The 17,200-nt window shown below is 46.5% G+C and carries 15 protein-coding genes and 1 tRNA gene; 9 read left to right on the top strand and 7 right to left on the bottom strand.

All coding sequences use genetic code 11. The features are described 5' to 3' along the window. Together ACRC32_RS17135 and ACRC32_RS17130 are read right to left on the bottom strand one after the other, a co-directional pair. Window positions 1-1,226, bottom strand: a 1,226-nt coding sequence (locus tag ACRC32_RS17135; protein ID WP_438555100.1) for a DUF3479 domain-containing protein, incomplete at its 3' end; no start/stop codon positions are given. Between the two features lie 353 nt (window positions 1,227-1,579). Beyond that, complete coding sequence (locus ACRC32_RS17130) at window positions 1,580-4,387, bottom strand: DUF3536 domain-containing protein (protein ID WP_438555099.1); 2,808 nt, start codon at window positions 4,385-4,387, stop codon at window positions 1,580-1,582. A gap of 278 nt (window positions 4,388-4,665) precedes the next feature. Here ACRC32_RS17130 and ACRC32_RS17125 point away from each other — a divergent pair, with 278 nt between their 5' ends. The 4 genes from ACRC32_RS17125 (at window position 4,666) to ACRC32_RS17110 (ending at window position 8,260) form a co-directional block, all read left to right on the top strand. Next, complete coding sequence (locus ACRC32_RS17125) at window positions 4,666-4,923, top strand: hypothetical protein (RefSeq protein ID WP_438555098.1); 258 nt, start codon at window positions 4,666-4,668, stop codon at window positions 4,921-4,923. An 8-nt stretch (window positions 4,924-4,931) separates the two neighbouring features. Further along, complete coding sequence (cax, locus tag ACRC32_RS17120) at window positions 4,932-6,029, top strand: calcium/proton exchanger (RefSeq protein WP_438555097.1); 1,098 nt, start codon at window positions 4,932-4,934, stop codon at window positions 6,027-6,029. A gap of 6 nt (window positions 6,030-6,035) precedes the next feature. Continuing rightward, complete coding sequence (gene cax / locus ACRC32_RS17115; RefSeq protein ID WP_438555096.1) at window positions 6,036-7,127, top strand: calcium/proton exchanger; 1,092 nt, start codon at window positions 6,036-6,038, stop codon at window positions 7,125-7,127. Window positions 7,128-7,873: 746 nt separating this feature from the next. Then, window positions 7,874-8,260 (top strand): YybH family protein, encoded by a 387-nt coding sequence (locus ACRC32_RS17110; protein ID WP_438555095.1) that lies wholly within the window; start codon window positions 7,874-7,876, stop codon window positions 8,258-8,260. 125 nt (window positions 8,261-8,385) lie between these two features. On the opposite strand, the gene ACRC32_RS17105 is transcribed toward ACRC32_RS17110, so the two are convergent. The 3 genes from ACRC32_RS17105 to pyk all read right to left on the bottom strand — a co-directional run bounded on the left by ACRC32_RS17105 (window position 8,386) and on the right by pyk (window position 10,834). Beyond that, complete coding sequence (locus tag ACRC32_RS17105; RefSeq protein WP_438555094.1) at window positions 8,386-8,757, bottom strand: type II toxin-antitoxin system PemK/MazF family toxin; 372 nt, start codon at window positions 8,755-8,757, stop codon at window positions 8,386-8,388. Beyond that, a complete protein-coding gene (locus ACRC32_RS17100) occupies window positions 8,747-8,923 on the bottom strand; it encodes a hypothetical protein (RefSeq protein WP_438555093.1) in 177 nt (58 codons plus the stop codon). Before ACRC32_RS17100 ends, ACRC32_RS17105 begins: the two co-directional genes overlap by 11 nt. 144 nt (window positions 8,924-9,067) lie before the next feature. After that, window positions 9,068-10,834 (bottom strand): pyruvate kinase, encoded by a 1,767-nt coding sequence (pyk, locus tag ACRC32_RS17095; RefSeq protein ID WP_438555092.1) that lies wholly within the window; start codon window positions 10,832-10,834, stop codon window positions 9,068-9,070. Window positions 10,835-11,024: 190 nt separating this feature from the next. Here pyk and crtR point away from each other — a divergent pair, with 190 nt between their 5' ends. Further along, window positions 11,025-11,972 carry a beta-carotene hydroxylase gene (gene crtR, locus ACRC32_RS17090; protein ID WP_438555102.1) on the top strand — a complete coding sequence of 316 codons (948 nt, stop codon included), beginning with the start codon at window positions 11,025-11,027 and terminating at the stop codon, window positions 11,970-11,972. Further along, window positions 11,962-12,126: a hypothetical protein gene (locus tag ACRC32_RS17085; RefSeq protein WP_438555091.1), complete on the top strand. Its 165-nt coding sequence runs from the start codon at window positions 11,962-11,964 to the stop codon at window positions 12,124-12,126. Before crtR ends, ACRC32_RS17085 begins: the two co-directional genes overlap by 11 nt. Here ACRC32_RS17085 and ACRC32_RS17080 read toward each other — a convergent pair. Further along, a complete protein-coding gene (locus ACRC32_RS17080) occupies window positions 12,075-12,722 on the bottom strand; it encodes an MBL fold metallo-hydrolase (RefSeq protein ID WP_438555090.1) in 648 nt (215 codons plus the stop codon). The genes ACRC32_RS17085 and ACRC32_RS17080 overlap by 52 nt on opposite strands. 176 nt (window positions 12,723-12,898) lie before the next feature. Between ACRC32_RS17080 and ACRC32_RS17075 the strand changes: the two genes are divergently transcribed. From ACRC32_RS17075 to ACRC32_RS17065, 3 genes are all read left to right on the top strand, one after another. Continuing rightward, a complete protein-coding gene (locus ACRC32_RS17075; RefSeq protein ID WP_438555089.1) occupies window positions 12,899-14,374 on the top strand; it encodes a site-2 protease family protein in 1,476 nt (491 codons plus the stop codon). 115 nt (window positions 14,375-14,489) lie between these two features. After that, a complete protein-coding gene (trmFO, locus tag ACRC32_RS17070; protein WP_438555088.1) occupies window positions 14,490-15,857 on the top strand; it encodes an FADH(2)-oxidizing methylenetetrahydrofolate--tRNA-(uracil(54)-C(5))-methyltransferase TrmFO in 1,368 nt (455 codons plus the stop codon). A 46-nt stretch (window positions 15,858-15,903) separates the two neighbouring features. Then, window positions 15,904-15,976, top strand: a tRNA-Arg gene (locus ACRC32_RS17065). A gap of 5 nt (window positions 15,977-15,981) precedes the next feature. Here the strand turns inward: ACRC32_RS17065 and ACRC32_RS17060 are convergent. Beyond that, complete coding sequence (locus ACRC32_RS17060; protein WP_438555101.1) at window positions 15,982-17,175, bottom strand: sensor histidine kinase; 1,194 nt, start codon at window positions 17,173-17,175, stop codon at window positions 15,982-15,984. Between the last annotated feature and the right edge of the window lie 25 nt (window positions 17,176-17,200).

Below are 17,200 nucleotides of genomic sequence, written 5' to 3'. Positions count from 1 at the left end.
ATCTTTTCTCCCACCAATCCACCCAAAGGCACGGTATCGATCGCACCATCGAGTTCTGGTAGTGCATATAGTACGACACTTTGCAAGCCCCCGATTCCTTGGCGCGTCCAAGAATGGATGTCTTGAATTAACAGTGGTGCGGCAACTATATAGGGTACGTTCTTGGCGCTGAGAATGCGCGTCGCAACTTCTACTTGTCGTCCAGCTTCCATCGAACCCGCCGGACCACCTACCAAAGGAAAACCAATTGTAGAAACAATTGCATCGACCGTTACAGCTTCACTCGATAAAGAAGGAGTTTCGACATTTCCTAGCTGTCTTTGTGCAGTTTCATAAGTTGTCGTCATCCAATCTCTGACTGCAACATGTCCTTCTACCCCATTAATAAAAATCGGTAAAGGTGTTAATCCTGCCCGTTCAAAATAGTGAATTAATTGAGGAATATAAGGTTGTTTGGTGATGACGTGTTTGCGGTAGAGTAATATTCCAATTATTGGTAATTGGTAATTGGTAGCTGCTCCCCCTGCTCCCTGCTCCCTGCTCCCTGCTCCCTCATTCAGATACCATTCCAAATATTCGCGGGGTGAGGTGAAAAAGTCTGAATAATCGGGGTGTAACAACCCCATGTTAGGTGTTTCGATGGGGGGAGGAATATCACCTATTTTTAACCCTAAATATTTTTCGGCTAGCGTCCAAAATAGTGCCGCAACATTATCCGCACCTCCTGCATTCCAATAACCATAGATAATTAACCAGTTACGTAAATCTTGCACTTTTTGAACTGGGACGTATTTCAATAGTTTTGGTCCCACCTTCAAAAAGCTGATATATCCTGCGAGTCGGTCTTCTTCTCGTCCTTGACTAAATTTATCCAGAATAAATTTAACTGGCTTGGGCATTCCCTTGGGTTTGTCGCCGATCGCAAACGCACCGAGTTTGGTTAAACTCATCAGTTCCAAGGCGGACTCGAATACCAAGCGAATTGGAATCGCGGTGAGGCGATCGCGCAACCACAAAACTTGGTCGTAGTCAAATAGCAAGCTACCGAAGAAAACATCGGCGTTATCGAGTGCAGTTTCTACTTCAGTAGGTTTGGTAGAAATATCGCGATCGCTAAATACGCAAATTTCTAATTCTGGGCAGCGGGAACATGCCAAAGCTGCTGCTTGACGGTACAAGTCAGCGTTAAAAGATTCAAACCCAGCGATCAGTACTATGCGCTTCATGCCCAAATGTCAAGAAATTTCTACTTCGATCTTAAAGAGAAATTTCTTGGCTGGGTAGAGAGCCAATAAATCTCGGTTAGCGATGCAAAGATCTTGGAGATCCCCCAACCCCCTTAAAAAGGGGGCTTTCAATTTCCCCCTTATTAATCGGTTAACGATGCAAAGATCTTGGAGATCCCCCAACCCCCTTAAAAAGGGGGCTTTCAATTTCCCCCTTATGAGGCAAGAATTGGCAAGCCGTTCAACCTCAAACTCCAACTTCAACAGAGGCTTTTTTATTCCCCCCTTATTAAGGGGGGTTAGGGGGGATCGAGATCTCTAGCTTCCGGCAAATTGCTTTTGCCTATTCGCCTCTATCCAATCCGATCCAACCACCCGCCAACATCTACAGATAATTTTTGTCCCAACCTCAATAGATAGCGTAATTGGGTCAAATCCCACATCGGACGATCGCCATTTCGACTTTCTCCGTCACCGTCAAGAATTTGGAGACACTGCGGGATAATTTGACTGTGCAGACAGCGGCAGTAAACTTCTTGGACGCGCGCCAAAGATAAGCCGAGATTGAGCTGACAACCAATATCGATCGAACGCTCGATTTTTTGAGTTTCTTCTTCTACAGCGACATTACCGTGTAATAGTTGCCAGAGCGATCGCAGCATCAGCTGTTCTAGACTTTGTTTGACTTCTGGTAACTTCAACTGACAGCGTAACAAGTTAGCTTCTGTAGCGACTGCTTCTAATTCTGCCAAGTGTTCCCAAGTGTCGCGATCCCCAATTTCTTCACATAGCGATCGCACCAAATCTGAACAGCGACTACCTAAAGCAATCTCAGCTGCAACTTGCAACTCTTGGGGGACGGGTAAATAATCGCGGTGGTAAGCCATGAGTACCCCATAGTTATCCCGGTAAACTTGGGTGTAGAGCAGATCTAAGCGCGTCAAGCTTTCCTGACTTAACATCTGGACGATCCGGTGACGTTCCTCGGCAATTAAATCTTGCAAATTGAACGCGCGATCGCCAAATATTTGAATCATCTTCTGAATCGCATGGGCGGCGCTAGCTTGTTGCAAAGACTCAAACACTTGCTCTTTCATCTGGTTGTACGATCGCCGCCCTGTAAATGGCTGAATGCAGCAATGAAAATCCCAGCCACTCAGATGCAACACGGCAAATACTAACTCTTCCTTCTCCCAGGTGATTTCCGACATGAGTTCCAATTGCCCTACAGCTAGAGTCAGCGTACCGACGCGCTGCCATTGGTAGTCTAGCTGATTGACCGTATAGCAATAGATATGAGGAGTAGGCAGCGGGCAGTGGGTTGTAGAAAAGCGATCCAGTTGGCTGTTGACCGTTGAGCGTTGACCGTTAGAGCCGATCTCCTGTTTCCTAAACAAGGAAGTAATGGCATATTGAGCGGCAATTTGCTGAAAGTTAACCTGGGCAGTTAGCACCAGTTGACGGTAGACTTCCGCCCCATGACCGAAAAACTCGACATTACTAGGGGCAAGGCTGAGATGGTTGATAAATTCTTTTTCAAGTTGCACGCCTGCTACATCTTCCGCAAGTTCCAAAGCTCTAGCAGCATAACGCAAAATTTGCGTGCCTTCGGGACGGGAAATTTCTTCAAAGAACCAACCGCAACTCGTATACATTAACAAGGCATGACGCTGCATTTCTAACAACCGCAGGGCATCGACTCGTTCTGAGTCCGTCAGCGGATGGGATTGATGGCGAGAGAGGAAGCGTTGAACGTTAGCCACCGAGCGATCGCGAATGACTTGGATATATTCATCCCGTGCTAACCAGGGATCGCTGAATAAACTTTTAGCAGTAACTTCGTAAACATCAATTAAGCGATCGCGCAACCAGTCGAGGGCGTTGCGTAGGGGTCGCCGCCATTTTTGATCCCAAGCACCCCCACCACCGCAACCACAATCATCTTGCCAGCGGTCTACACCATGCGAACAACTCCAAGCAGTGACGGGTTTGAGTTCTACTTCCCAAGTTGGCGGATCGAGGCTGAGATAATGGGCGTAGTTCGTTACCGTCCAACCTCGGCGGGGAAATTCTTCTGTAAAGGCGTAGGCGAGGGTTTTTTCCGTACCACCTTTATGATGTCCGAAAGTTTCACCATCTGTAGCAACAGAAATTAACTGTGCAGAACGGCGATCCCCGCGAATTGCCAGTCCCACCCGTCCGATAAAGTGATGGCAATTGTTGAGTGCATCGCTGAAGCCCATGTCCCGCGAAATTGGACCATCGTAGAAGAAAATATCTATGTATGGGCGGGAGTCGGGAGGAGCCAGTCGCTTGCGGGGGTTCCCCCGCTCTTGCGAACTGGCGTTCGGGAGTCGGGAGTCGGGATGACCGTTGTTAATTTCCGATCCCCTCACTCCTCGTTCCTCACTCCTCACCCCTTCGAGAAAGCAACGATAAGGGCGAGTGGGATCGATCTGACTGCCTCCGACTTCGTGCCACTGAGTTACTGGCTGTTCGTCTGTGGGGATCGTCCGACAGCGTTGGGCTTGGGAGGGGGCAAGGATAATGAAGCGAATTCCCTCTGCAACCAAAGCCTCTAAAGTGGGATAGTCTACCGCAGTTTCTGCTAACCACATCCCTTCGGGATCGCGTCCAAAACGGGAGCGAAAATCTTCTATACCCCAGCGAATTTGAGTGTATTTATCCCGTTCGTTGGCTAGAGGTAGAATGATATGATTGTAAACTTGAGCGATCGCATTACCGTGACCGTTCAGACGAGCGCAACTGTTGCGGTCTGCTTCGATTATCCGCTGATACACCTCCAAATCGTAACGCTCTAACCAAGACAGCAGCGTAGAACCGAAATTGAAGCTGAAATACTCGTAGTTGTTAACGATCCCCAAAACTTCACCGCGATCGTTCAATACCCTGGCAAAAGCATTTGGACGATAGCATTCATGGTGGATGCGTTCGTTCCAGTCGTGAGCGGGTGCAGCACTAGGCTGACGCTCGATCGCATCTAAGTAAGGATTCTCGCGAGGTGGCTGATAGAAATGACCGTGAACGGTCACGTATACACCTGTAGCCGTTTGCAGGGGATTGAGACTTACTTGATGCTTGGCATCGCGATCGAGCGGAAAATTTGATTCAGCAGCTGGAAGATCGGCAGCAGAGGTCATGAAAGTTATATCCAAATTACAAAAATTAATTTTTACAATCTGCTACCCTATATTGCTCAAAGGAGTAGCTATGTGAAATAACGTGCTTAAGACTCTAGATTAAAACTCAAATGAAGCAGAGATCGAGATAGCTGAGGGTAAATCGGTAACTAATGGCAGCTGTTGAAGTCAGTCGCACCCTAGCTTGACCTTGCTTCTAAGCAAGAGATCGCACTCGATCTTATTAAACTGCAAGTTTAGGTTTATTTAAGGTTGGCTTAATATTTTTGCAACTAGGTTTGGGGATCGGTACACGAATCTACACGATTGGTTACAAATCAGTTGGTAGGGAGCAGGGAGCAGGGAGCAGGGAGCAGGGAGCAGGGAGCACAGGGAGCAGGGAGCAGGGAGCACAGGGGCAGAGGGGCAGAGGGGCAGAGGGGCAGAGGGGCAGAGGGGCAACTACCACCAATTACCCATTACCCATTACCCATTACCCATTACTCATTACCCATTACCAACAACCACTGCCTAAAATCGTTTGTACTCTTAAGTAAATGTGCAAATGTCAGGAAAAAATATTCTGTTTTCGGTTTTGCTGCTATTTGTCCCAGTCTCGATCGCGGCTCACATACTAGAGTGGGGAGAGCTAACTGTATTTATTACCGCAGGGTTGGCTATCTTACCGTTGGCGGCTTGGATGGGAAGTGCAACTGAAGAACTTGCGGTGGTTGTAGGTCCGACTTTAGGCGGGTTGTTGAATGCTACTTTTGGTAATGCTACAGAACTAATTATCGCGATCGTGGCGCTCAATGCTGGATTGGTTGATGTGGTAAAAGCCAGTATCACGGGATCGATTATTGGTAATTTGTTGCTGGTGATGGGTTTATCGATGCTACTAGGAGGGTTGCGTTACAAAGAGCAGGAGTTTCAGCCTGTGGTGGCGCGGGTGAATGCCTCTTTGATGAATTTAGCCGCGATCGCCATTTTGATCCCCACGGCTGTAGACTTTACCTCTAGCGGGATTAGCGAAGCTACAATTCAACATCTTTCCATTGCGATCGCGATCGTCTTGATGGCAGTGTACGTAATGACGTTGGTGTTTTCGATGAAAACTCATGTCTATCTCTACGATGCCGGAGTAGCAGCATCCGAGCCGACCGAAGATGATGCAGAGAAGGCAAAATCTAAGCTGTGGGTATGGGTGGGAGTCTTATTAGGGGCGACAATTCTCGTGGCAGTAGAATCAGAATTGCTAGTTGATGCTTTAGAAGTTGCGACATCCCAGCTAGGTTTAACAGCTTTGTTTACAGGGGTAGTTTTAGTCCCCATCATCGGTAACGCCGCAGAACACGCTACAGCCGTTACCGTGGCAATGAAAAATAAAATGGATCTTTCGGTATCCGTAGCTTTGGGATCGAGCTTGCAGATTGCTCTATTTGTCGCTCCCGTACTAGTGATAACTGGCTGGGTGTTGGGACAGCCAATGGATCTCAACTTCAATCCGTTTGAACTGGTAGCAGTAGCAGTATCGGTATTAATTGCAAATTCTATTAGTTCCGATGGTCGGTCGAACTGGTTAGAGGGTACATTGCTGTTAGCTGCATATGCAGTGTTGGGGTTGGCGTTTTATTTCCACCCCGTAATTGACGGTATCGGATAATCCCTCATGTCAATCAAGAATATTATCTCGCTTGGATTGTTGGTTTTCATTCCCATCTCGATCGCAGCTCGTTATTTAGAGTGGGGAGCGCTGACAATATTTATCACGTCGGGGATCGCAATCGTCCCTTTAGCAATTTGGCTGAGTACGGCGACGGAGGAAGTGGCGATCGTTACAGGTTCCTCAATTGGTGCGTTGTTAAATGCCGTATTTGGCAATGCCACAGAGCTAATTATCGCCCTAGTTGCCCTTAAAGAAGGATTGGTTGATATTGTCAAAGCCAGTATCACGGGTAGTATTATCAGCAATCTACTCTTAGCTATGGGTTTAGCGATGTTGTTGGGAGGTTTGCGTTACAAAGAACAGGACTTTCAACCTGTGGTAGCGCGGGTGAATGGTTCTTCCATGACACTAGCTGCGATCGCAATTATTTTACCAACACTGGTGATTGAAACTTCTAGCGGCATAGAACCAGTAGCGATTAAAAATCTCTCCATTGCAGCCGCAGTCGTGTTAATTGTTGTCTACGGAATGACGCTGCTATTTTCGTTGAAAACCCATAGCTATTTATACGATGTGGGATTGGTAGATTTGGAAAATGAAGCTCAACCTGAGTCTGAATCGTCTACTCATAAACCTAATCTCTGGCTGTGGGTTGGCGTTCTAGCCGCTGCTACGCTTGCTGTTGCTTACGAGTCAGAGTTATTTGTCGGTCAGGTGGAGGAAGCTACCGCTGGATTGGGATTGACTCCCTTGTTTACAGGGGTGGTGCTGTTACCTCTAGTTGGTGGTGCGGCAGAATACGTGACAGCGGTGCGAGTTGCGGTCAAAAATAATATGGACTTGTCTGTTTCGATCGCGATGGGTTCGAGCCTTTTGGTAGCATTGTTTATGGCTCCTGTCTTAGTCATTGTCGGACAGGCGATCGGACAACCGATGGATTTAGATTTCAATCCATTTGAAGCCGTGGCTGTAGCGATCGCTGTGTTAGTAGCAAATCTGATTAGTTTAGATGGACGTTCTAACTGGTTAGAAGGAACTTTGCTATTAGCAACTTATACGGTATTGGGCTTAGCTTTCTATTTTCATCCAGTTTGATGTAGAGTCAACAAAATCTTAAGGGTCGAGTGGAATGGACACCTCTCGACCCTCATTATTTTTGAACTTTTGGCTGCGTAACAATCTCTGTAGGAAAATTTTTAATCATAAAAACTTGAGCCTATAGAACTCATGTTTAATTTTTGAAATCTACGTAAGATGCGTTAGTCTTTGGCGTAATGCATCACTCTCAGTTTTTAGTGCGTTACGCGCTGGCTTCAAAGGGAGCAGGACGTAGGGAGTAGGGAACCCACGCATAAATGCGCGCGGATTGAAAAATCGATTTCCAACCGTTTCGTGCCACGCATCTGGCATATAATTGTTTCTTTTTTAGTGGGCTTTAAACCCACAACTAAAGTTTCTTTTGTACACCCCTACTCCCTACTCCCTACTCCCTACTCCCTCTTTGGTAAAGTTTTTTGATAGTTTCAAAGATTTGTAATTCACTGTTGCAAAAACTGCTGCAAATTAGGTAGTGTAAAAATATAAATATGTCAAGCTGGTGGCAGTTAAGTATTTGGGTTAGGAGACTTTTGTGGAGTTTATCCTAACTGCTCGCTGCACAAGAATGCATAGCGATCTCACCCAGTTTTAACTCAAAACTACTCTTGGATCGATGAGTTCGACGATATTAAGCTGCGCGAAGATGCTGTCATGAAATCTGGTGCAAGCAGTCGGCTTCGGTTATACCAATACTGCTCACCTGCTGTGGAATAGGCAAGAGCAAAATAACCAAGGAGCAAACTATGATTGACGCGCACGAAGTTCTCAAGGCAATGTGTGAGAAGTATCAAGCAGCTGTTAGTGCCAACGATGCAATAGCCTATCGGAAGCTATTCGCCACAAATGCGATTCGGATTCCACCGGGATCGGAGCCTGAATATGGTTCGGACGAGATTTCAAAGAGCGAACAGAAGGACTATGATGTCGCGAAATGGACTGTTCAGTTGACACCCCTTGATGCTCTACGGATCGACGATCGATGGGTCTATGGAATTGCGCAAGGCAATGTGAACACTGTCGCTTACGCTGATGGGGTGACACATTCATTCCAAACTACGAAGACCTGGCTTTTCCGCAGAGAAGACTCAGGAGAATGGCTGATCGAGAGGCAGATATGGAACCTCAGGTAACGGTTGAGGTGAGGTTTCTTCTTATGAAACGCGATCGCATCCCAATCTTAATTTCTCAAACAGAATGCGATCGCACTTGTCATAAATAAAAATACAGTTGAGTAGTTAATAGGACTAAATAATACCTATTGTTGTGGAAGCTCCCCTTCCTCTACTGAATCCCCTGGATAATCGCTAAACTTAAGATTGAGTGCAAACACGATAGCTTGCTTGATTTTGAGCAGAATTTCATCAGGCAACACGCCTAATTTTCGCTCAAGCCTTACAGTTGGTAAAGAACCTATCCCTTGTACGTTAGCTATAGAGTCTCGCTCCAAAAATTGAAGTTTAGGTACTGCAACCTCATATTGGCTACCTCGATTTTGGGTTGTCAGGGGAACGTAAATCACTAAAACTCGCGGTGGATTTGAATCGTAGCGAGATACAATTACGACAGGTCGCGTTTTCGCTGCCAGTCCTAAGTCGGCAAGCCAGACTTCACCAGGTTTAGGGTTCATCTAGAATATCTAAGATTTCTTGCTCGACAACTCGCGATCGCGCAATGTCTAACACATCTCGATCTGCCATTTCAATGATTTCTGTTACGCGCTGGCGTACTTGTTCGGCAAGATCGGGTTTCCACTGGCGCAATTTTGCATCTAATCTTTCTACCAAGGCATCCATTTAAATCTCCAGTTTGAAGATTATCCTTTGTTCAATGCTAGACGATCTTTTAAATTAGCCGCGCTATAAAAACAATCAGCTCAACAACAGGCGATCGCATCCCCAATCTTAATTTCTCAAACAGAATGCGATCGCCCCTTCTACCTAACCCCCCACAGCCCCAGAATAAATCAATCCTCGCTGCATATCTAAAGTCAAAATTGCCCCATCCCGAATCACTTCGGTAGCGCGTTTGACTCCTACAATGACAGGAATCCCCAAACGCAAACCCAAGACCGCAGCATGACTGGTAAGACTCTCATCTTCGGTGATAATCCCTGCGGCTTTGCGGATCGCATCGACAAAATCGGCAGAAGTGCGGGGCGCAACTAAAATTTCCCCAGGATTAAATTTACTCACATCTATTCCAGCGTGAGCTACCCTAGCGCGACCGCTGACGGAACCCTGACCGATGCCAATCCCTTGACCCAGTAAAGCTGTGACCACTTCTACCTTAATCAAGTCTGTCGATCCCGATACTCCTTGAAGCGTCCCAGCCGTCATCACGACCAAATCTCCTTCTGTTAAGAGATTTTTCTCTAGCGCCACATTGAGAGCCGACTGAAACGTTTGTCCTGTTGAAGCTAAATCCAGTACTAGCAGCGGTTTTACCCCCCACACCATTTGAAGCTGTCGGGCTATATCGACATGGGGAGTGACAGCAAGAATTGGAGTCTGAGGTCGAAATTTAGACACATTTCGCGCTGTCGAACCTGTCTTCGTCATCGTCATAATTGCAGAGGCTTCTAATTGTTCGGCAATCTGTCCCACGGCTTGACTGATCGCATTAGGGATCGATCGCCGCGCATCTTTGATATGAGCTGGAGGCGAGGCTAGAGCCTGTTCCTGTTCGATCCGCACGGCAATTTTCGCCATTGTCGCCACGGCTTCCACGGGATATTTCCCCACCGCCGTCTCATTCGACAGCATCACCGCATCCGTACCATCTAAAATCGCATTTGCCACATCCGAGACTTCAGCGCGAGTCGGTCGAGGGCTGTGAACCATGCTGTCTAACATTTGGGTCGCCGTGATAATTGGGATACCTAAGCGATTTGCCGTCACGATCAACCGCTTTTGCAAGATCGGCACGTCTTCCGCTGGTAGTTCTACCCCCAAATCCCCTCTAGCCACCATCACCCCATCGCATAAAGGCAAAATTGCCTCCATCTGATCGATCGCCTCGTGTTTCTCAATCTTCGCCACCACAGGGACTTGCTTCCCTGCATTAGAAATAATTTCTTTAATCTCTAAAATGTCTTGAGGATTGCGCACGAAAGAAAGGGCTACCCAATCTACACCTTGATCTAGACCGAAAAGTAAATCTTCGCGATCTTTATCTGTCATTGCCTTAATGGATAGATAGACCCCAGGAAAATTTACCCCTTTATTATTAGAAAGAATGCCCCCCACAGTGACGCAACAGTGCAATTCTTTACGATCGCGATCGACATCTTCCACGAGCATTTCGACTCGCCCATCATCCAGTAAAATTGTCGCTCCTACGGGGACTTCATCGGCTAGCAGGTCATAAGTAACGCAACTGCGCTCTTGAGTCCCGACAATGCGATCGCTAGTTAAAGTAAAGCGATCGCCCCGACCCACTTGAATCGAGCCAGTTTCAAACTTACCCAGGCGAATTTTCGGTCCTTGCAAGTCTTGTAAAATTCCAACCGGACGATCCAACTCAAAAGCGGTTTGCCGGATCAGGCGAATGCTGCGTTGATGGTCGGCGTGAGTGCCGTGGGAAAAATTCAGCCGCAAAGTGGTTGCTCCAGCCTCAATCAATGCCTTGAGGACTTCTGGGCTACTAGTAGCGGGACCAATGGTAGCGACGATTTTAGTGCGACGAACGGAGTCTATTGACTGCATGAAGGCAACTTTCAAGGGGATAACAAACACAGATCGTACTGCGATCGGTATATCACCCGATCGCCAGAGAATAAATTGCTAGTAGCAGTAGTAAAAATGACTTATGCTACACAAAACTTTAGTATTCTAGTGAACGTACCATAATAATTTGCAACATAATTTGCAACAACCGATAGCAAAAGGAGTCAAGATGATCGCGTCGGAGGCAAAGAAGCCACTGACAGTTCCCAAGGAGTTTTTAGCACCTCCTGAGAAAATAAATCCCGATGTGTGGATGTTTCTAGCAGCCATGACTTTATTGGTATTATCCAACTGCGGTTACTGGCTGTGGGAGTGGCAACACTGGTGCTGCTTTACAATTAACGTTCTTGCCATTCATATGTCTGGCACTGTGATTCACGATGCTTGCCACCAAGCTGCCCATCCTAATCGAATTATCAATGCAATTTTAGGGCATGGCAGCGCCATGATGTTAGCTTTTTCGTTTCCCGTATTTACGCGGGTACACCTACAGCACCACGCCCATGTCAACGACCCAGAAAACGATCCAGATCATTTTGTCTCTACTGGTGGTCCTCTGTGGTTAATTAATGCTCGCTTCTTCTATCATGAAGTATTTTTCTTTCAGCGGCGATTGTGGCGAAAATACGAACTATTAGAGTGGTTTATTAGCCGTGCAATTGTCGCAGCAATTTTTTACATCTCAATTCAATATCACTTTTTGGGCTACATCCTCAATTTTTGGTTTATCCCAACTGCGCTTGTGGGTCTGACTTTGGGATTATTTTTTGATTATTTACCCCATCGCCCATTTAGCGATCGCGGACGTTGGACAAATGCCAGAGTTTATCCCAATCCGGTACTGAACTTATTAATTGGCGGACAGAATTATCATCTCACCCATCACCTCTGGCCCTCAATTCCTTGGTATAAATATCAGCCTGCATACCACGCCACCAAACATCTTTTGGATGCCAAAGGCAGTCCTCAAACTTTAGGAATCTGGCAAGGAAAAGACTTTTGGAGTTTTCTTTACGATGTTTTTGTGGGGATTAGGTTGCATAAAGCAAGGGAGCAGGGAGCAGGGAGCAGGGAGCAGGGAGCAGGGAGCGCACGAGCAGTTATCAGTGACCAGTGACCAGCGATCGGTGAAGACAGTAGTTATGACTAACCACTCCCACTTCCACACTTCCCACACCCTACACCCCACACCCTTTCTTCACCAACTACCAACTACCAATTACCAACTACCACAATTCAATCTCTCATACGCATTACTAATGACTCGCTGACCCCGCAGAAACCCTGTATTTGCTCCAGGGCAGATGTATTGTAAGGTTTCACGGGTAAAGCGATCGCAAATGAGTTTGACGCTGCGTAATTGGCGTAACCAGTGGAAGGTTTTTGCCGTTCTCAGTGGTGCTGGTTCGCCTTGGAGATTGGGGAGAATATGACGACCAGAAAACAAAATACCCCCATGCTGCGGGTAGTAAAGGCAAGCAGAACCAGGCGAATGTCCGGGAGTCCAGATAATCTCAATGCCATTTCCCAGGTCAAATTCTCGCTCAAACGTCGTAACGTTTAATCCTGGCAACAAATAGGCTTCTTGTTCTTGAATGATAATCTCGCAGTTGTACGTTGCTTGCAGGTGTCGCGTCTGACCGATCGCACCTCTGTGCGTAATAAATAACCAACGGACTCCACCTAGAGAATTGAGATATTCCCGATTCACTTCGTCCCAACCTGGAGAGTCTATCAGAATATTGCCTTGATTTTCTACAATAAGATAAGCAGTTCCTCCTAACGTCTCTCTATTGGGTGGAAACGCAAATACGTTATGCCAAATTGCCTGTGGTAGTTTGGGAGAACGGGTAGGTTGGTTTTGCAAAGTTCGGGAATGATTAGTGAGGGGTAAAAGTTAAATTGAGAGTCTAATGGTGAACTTATGGTGGCGAGAAAAGTTATGGCACTGGCACGGCAAATAGGAGGTGAAAGATAAGTTTTCTTAACTGACTTGTCTACATCGCCCAGACGCGATACCCACTCAGTACAACTGCAACAGACATGGAATTTTGGTTTCTCCTCCTCCTCGGACTATTTACTTATATCATCGTGCGGCGCAGTGTCGCTGGCATGACGCGGACACCCGTTTGGCTTTTATGGCTGGTACTAATGACACCAGCCTTAATTTGGAGCATATGGATGGCAGTCTACGGTCCAGACCAACCGCTGCCTATTGCTCTAGCAATCGGTCCGTTTGTCATCTGCCCAGTTTTGTACTGGCTGCTGATTCAGTGGGGACGGAGAGGGATGTCACCCGCGCCACCAACTGCTAACCCAGCAGCAGTCAATTCTAACCCAGAGCCAACACCAGAACCGACACCAGGTCGCCCGATCGAGCCAGCAGAAGAAGCTCAATTGCGAGACTGCTTTCCTTGGTCAGCTTTCTACATTCACAACATTGAATATCGACCCCAAGCCGTGATCTGTCGCGGACAACTTCGGACTTCTCCAACAGATGCTTACGAGAAAATTCGCCGGAATATTGAAAATCAATTTGGCGATCGCTTTTTAGTCCTGTTGCAAGAAGGACTCAACAGCAAACCTTTCTTTGCCCTAGTTCCCAATCCCCAAGCGCGAAAAGATAGACAAGCGAATCAATCGCAGCTCTCTAGACCCTTTTTAGCCGTAGGCTTAGTTATAGCCACCTTATTTACAACTGCCGTCGTTGGCGTGCAATTAGCTAGTAGCAATAACGCCACACCATCAGCAACCATTACCCAATTACATGAAGGATTGCCCTATGCCATAGCTTTACTGGCGATTCTAGGCATTCACGAAATGGGTCACTATTTAACAGCTAGATTTCATAAAATTCTCGTTACACTACCTTATTTCATTCCCATTCCCTTTTTTCCTGGTACGTTTGGGGCATTTATTCAAATGCGCAGCCCCGTACCCAACCGTAAAGCCTTGTTTGATGTTAGTATTGCTGGTCCTGTAGCTGGATTTGTGGCAACACTACCGCTGCTGATCTGGGGTTTAGCAAACTCTCAAGTCGTGCCAATCCCAGAGAAAGCAGGAACTCTAGACCCCGATGCCCTCAACCCAGGATATTCGATTTTACTAGCAGTCCTGAGTAAATTAGCATTAGGCGCTCAACTAACCGCAGATAAAGCGATCGACCTACACCCAGTGGCGATCGCGGGTTTTCTGGGACTCGTAGTCACGGCGCTGAACCTAATGCCTGTAGGACAACTCGATGGCGGTCACATCGTCCATGCTATGTTTGGACAGCGTACTGGAGCCGCGATCGGTCAAATTGCCCGGTTTTTAGTTTTAGGATTGGCTTTAGTCCAACCTGGATTTTGGTTGTGGGCAATAATTCTCTTTTTCATGCCCATCGCTGACGAACCAGCCCTCAACGACGTAACCGAACTAGACAACAAACGCGATATCATCGGTCTGCTAGTCTTAGCTTTACTCGTTTTAATTATCCTGCCAGCACCCAGATTTATTACTAATTTATTACAGATTTAAATGGGTAATAGGTAATGGGGAAATCAAAAGTCAAAAGTCGAAAGTCAAAAGTTAAAAATTGCCTCTTACCTAACTCACCAACTACCAACTACCAACTACCAATGACCAATGACCAATGACCAATGACAATGTAATTCAAGTTATCGGTGGTGGACTAGCTGGGACAGAAGCGGCTTGGCAAATTGCCCAGGCTGGAATACCAGTGATTTTGCATGAAATGCGTCCTTTGCGATCGAGTCCTGCCCACCACACAGAACATTTAGCAGAATTAGTCTGTAGCAATTCTTTTGGGGCGCAAGCAAGCGATCGCGCATCGGGATTGTTGCACGAAGAACTGCGTCAGTTGGGTTCTGTGGTAATAGGCAAAGCCGACAGTCACGCCGTCCCTGCTGGAGGCGCTTTGGCAGTAGATAGAGGACAATTTAGCCAAAATTTGACCGAAACGCTCTCTCGTCACCCCCTAATCGAACTGCGGCGGGGCGAACTTCACGCCATTCCAGAAGGAATTGTCGTTTTGGCGACTGGTCCTTTAACTAGTCCCGATTTAGCCGCCGACTTGCATCGCTTCACGGGAATGGAATATCTCAGCTTTTTCGATGCCGCAAGTCCAATTATTGTGGGGGAATCGATTAACCGCGATATTGCTTTTCTCGCTTCTCGCTACGACAAAGGCGATGCAGCCTATCTCAACTGCCCGATGAATAAAGAGCAATACTTGCAGTTTCGGCAAGCGTTGTGTGAGGCAGAACAGGCAGAATTAAAGGATTTTGAGCGAGAAAATGCTAAATTCTTTGAAGCTTGTTTACCCATTGAAGAACTTGCCCGACGTGGGGAAGATACGATGCGCTACGGTCCTCTCAAACCTGTAGGGTTGTTTGATGCTCGAAAGGGAGACTTCCGCGCCCCAGAAAATCAATCGGAACGCCCTTATGCGGTAGTACAACTGCGTCAAGAAGATAAGGCGGGGCAGTTGTGGAATATGGTTGGATTTCAAACGAATTTACGTTGGGGCGAACAAAAGCGGATATTTCAAATGATTCCAGGTTTGGAAAATGCTGAATTCGTGCGCTTAGGAGTGATGCACCGCAACACGTTTATTAATGCCCCGCAATTATTGCAACCGACATTGCAGTTTAAAAACCGTCCGACTTTGTTGGGTGCGGGACAATTAATCGGTACGGAAGGTTATACAGCAGCAGCGGCTGGCGGCTGGCTGGCGGGAACGAATGCGGCGAGAATTCTTTTGGGTAAAGATCCGTTGACTTTACCACCAACGACGATGATGGGAGCATTATTTGAATTTATTAGTTCTGCTGCCCCGAAACATTTTCAACCGATGCCACCTAATTTTGGAATCTTGCCTGACCTGGGCGAGAAAATTAAGAACAAGCAACTGAGATACGGCAAGTATCGCGATCGCTCTTTGTCCAATCTTGCTAGTTGGAAAGCGGGGTTATCCTTAGGATTAGCTGGGGTAATTTAGCGATCGCTTCCCAGTTAACTTGCTATGCTATAATATCCGAGTGCAAGGGCATGTAGCTCAGTGGATAGAGCATCAGATTCCGGTTCTGAGGGTCGGGGGTTCAAATCCCTCCATGCTCGTTTTTTCATGTATGTAAAGGAATATCAGCTACAATCGTACAACCTGAATTGGGAGCGGTGCGAATATTTAATTCACCTCCTAATACTTGGGCGCGATCGCGCATACTTTGCAACCCAAAACCAGTGGTATTTTGGCTTAATTGAAATCCCTTACCATTATCAATAATTATTAATTTTAAATAGTTTTTCGTAACTTGTAATTGAATTTTCACTTCAGTAGCTGATGCATATCTACTAATATTTGTCAATGCTTCTTGGACGATGCGGTAGATAGCCGTAGATACCTCTGTAGTTATGGGATCGGCAAGTTGAATTTGACATAACGGAATAATCCCAGTGGAGCGCCCAAAATTCTCAGCTAGAGAAGCGATCGCTTGCTCCAAGGAACGCCCCAGCAGCGGATCGCGCAGCGCTGAAACTGACTGGCGCACATCTTGCAAAGCTTGAGAACCTAAATGTTTTGCTTGTGTGAGGAACGTGTAAGCTCTGGTAGAATCGCTCAGCCAAAGTTTCAGTGCCGTTTCCAATTGAAGGTTGAGTGCTGTTAATGAGTGTCCGAGAGAATCGTGAATTTCTCGGGCAATGCGACTGCGTTCTTGTAAAGTCGCTTGGTCTTCAATTCTCAGTGCATATTTTCGTAATTGTTCGTTGGCGATCGCAAGTTTTTCTCGACTTTGACGCTCAGCTAATACTGCATTCATTAATAACAACACAAAAACTAAAACTAACCCAAATAATAATGCTAAGAGGAGCGGAAAAAAACGTAAACGTTCTTGAGCCGATGGCGGTGCGGGAATGCGATGAAAACGGCGCTGTAGCGTTAATAGGAAAAAAGTAAAAGATAAACCCGTAATCAATAATCTTCCTGGTAGGTTAAAAATTAGACAACTTCGAGTGACTAGAAGTAAGTAAAGGAAAGGAAACAGACGGATCGCTCGACTACCAGTTAAAGAAGTGAATAAAATGAGTAAAATTTCAAAGGCAGTATAAATAACTTTGTAGATTAGCTTTCCTGTGGGTAATCTCAAACCCATCAACCCAAAGCCAGTAATGCTTAGCAGCGTTAGCAAAGGAAACCTTGGAAACCGCAGACTGGGATTAGGTAATAATTCAGTCCAAATTGCGATCGCCAATAATGCCCACTCTAGATAGAGCAGAAATGGAAACGGGTGATTTTGAGGTTGAATGGGACGAGACACGGTAATTAGGGAGTCGGGAGTCGGG

Source organism: Chroococcidiopsis sp. (assembly GCF_051657925.1).
Lineage (GTDB): Bacteria > Cyanobacteriota > Cyanobacteriia > Cyanobacteriales > Chroococcidiopsidaceae > Chroococcidiopsis.
The sequence above is the reverse complement of the archived record's forward strand: the minus strand, read 5'-3'. Positions and strand labels throughout refer to the sequence as shown.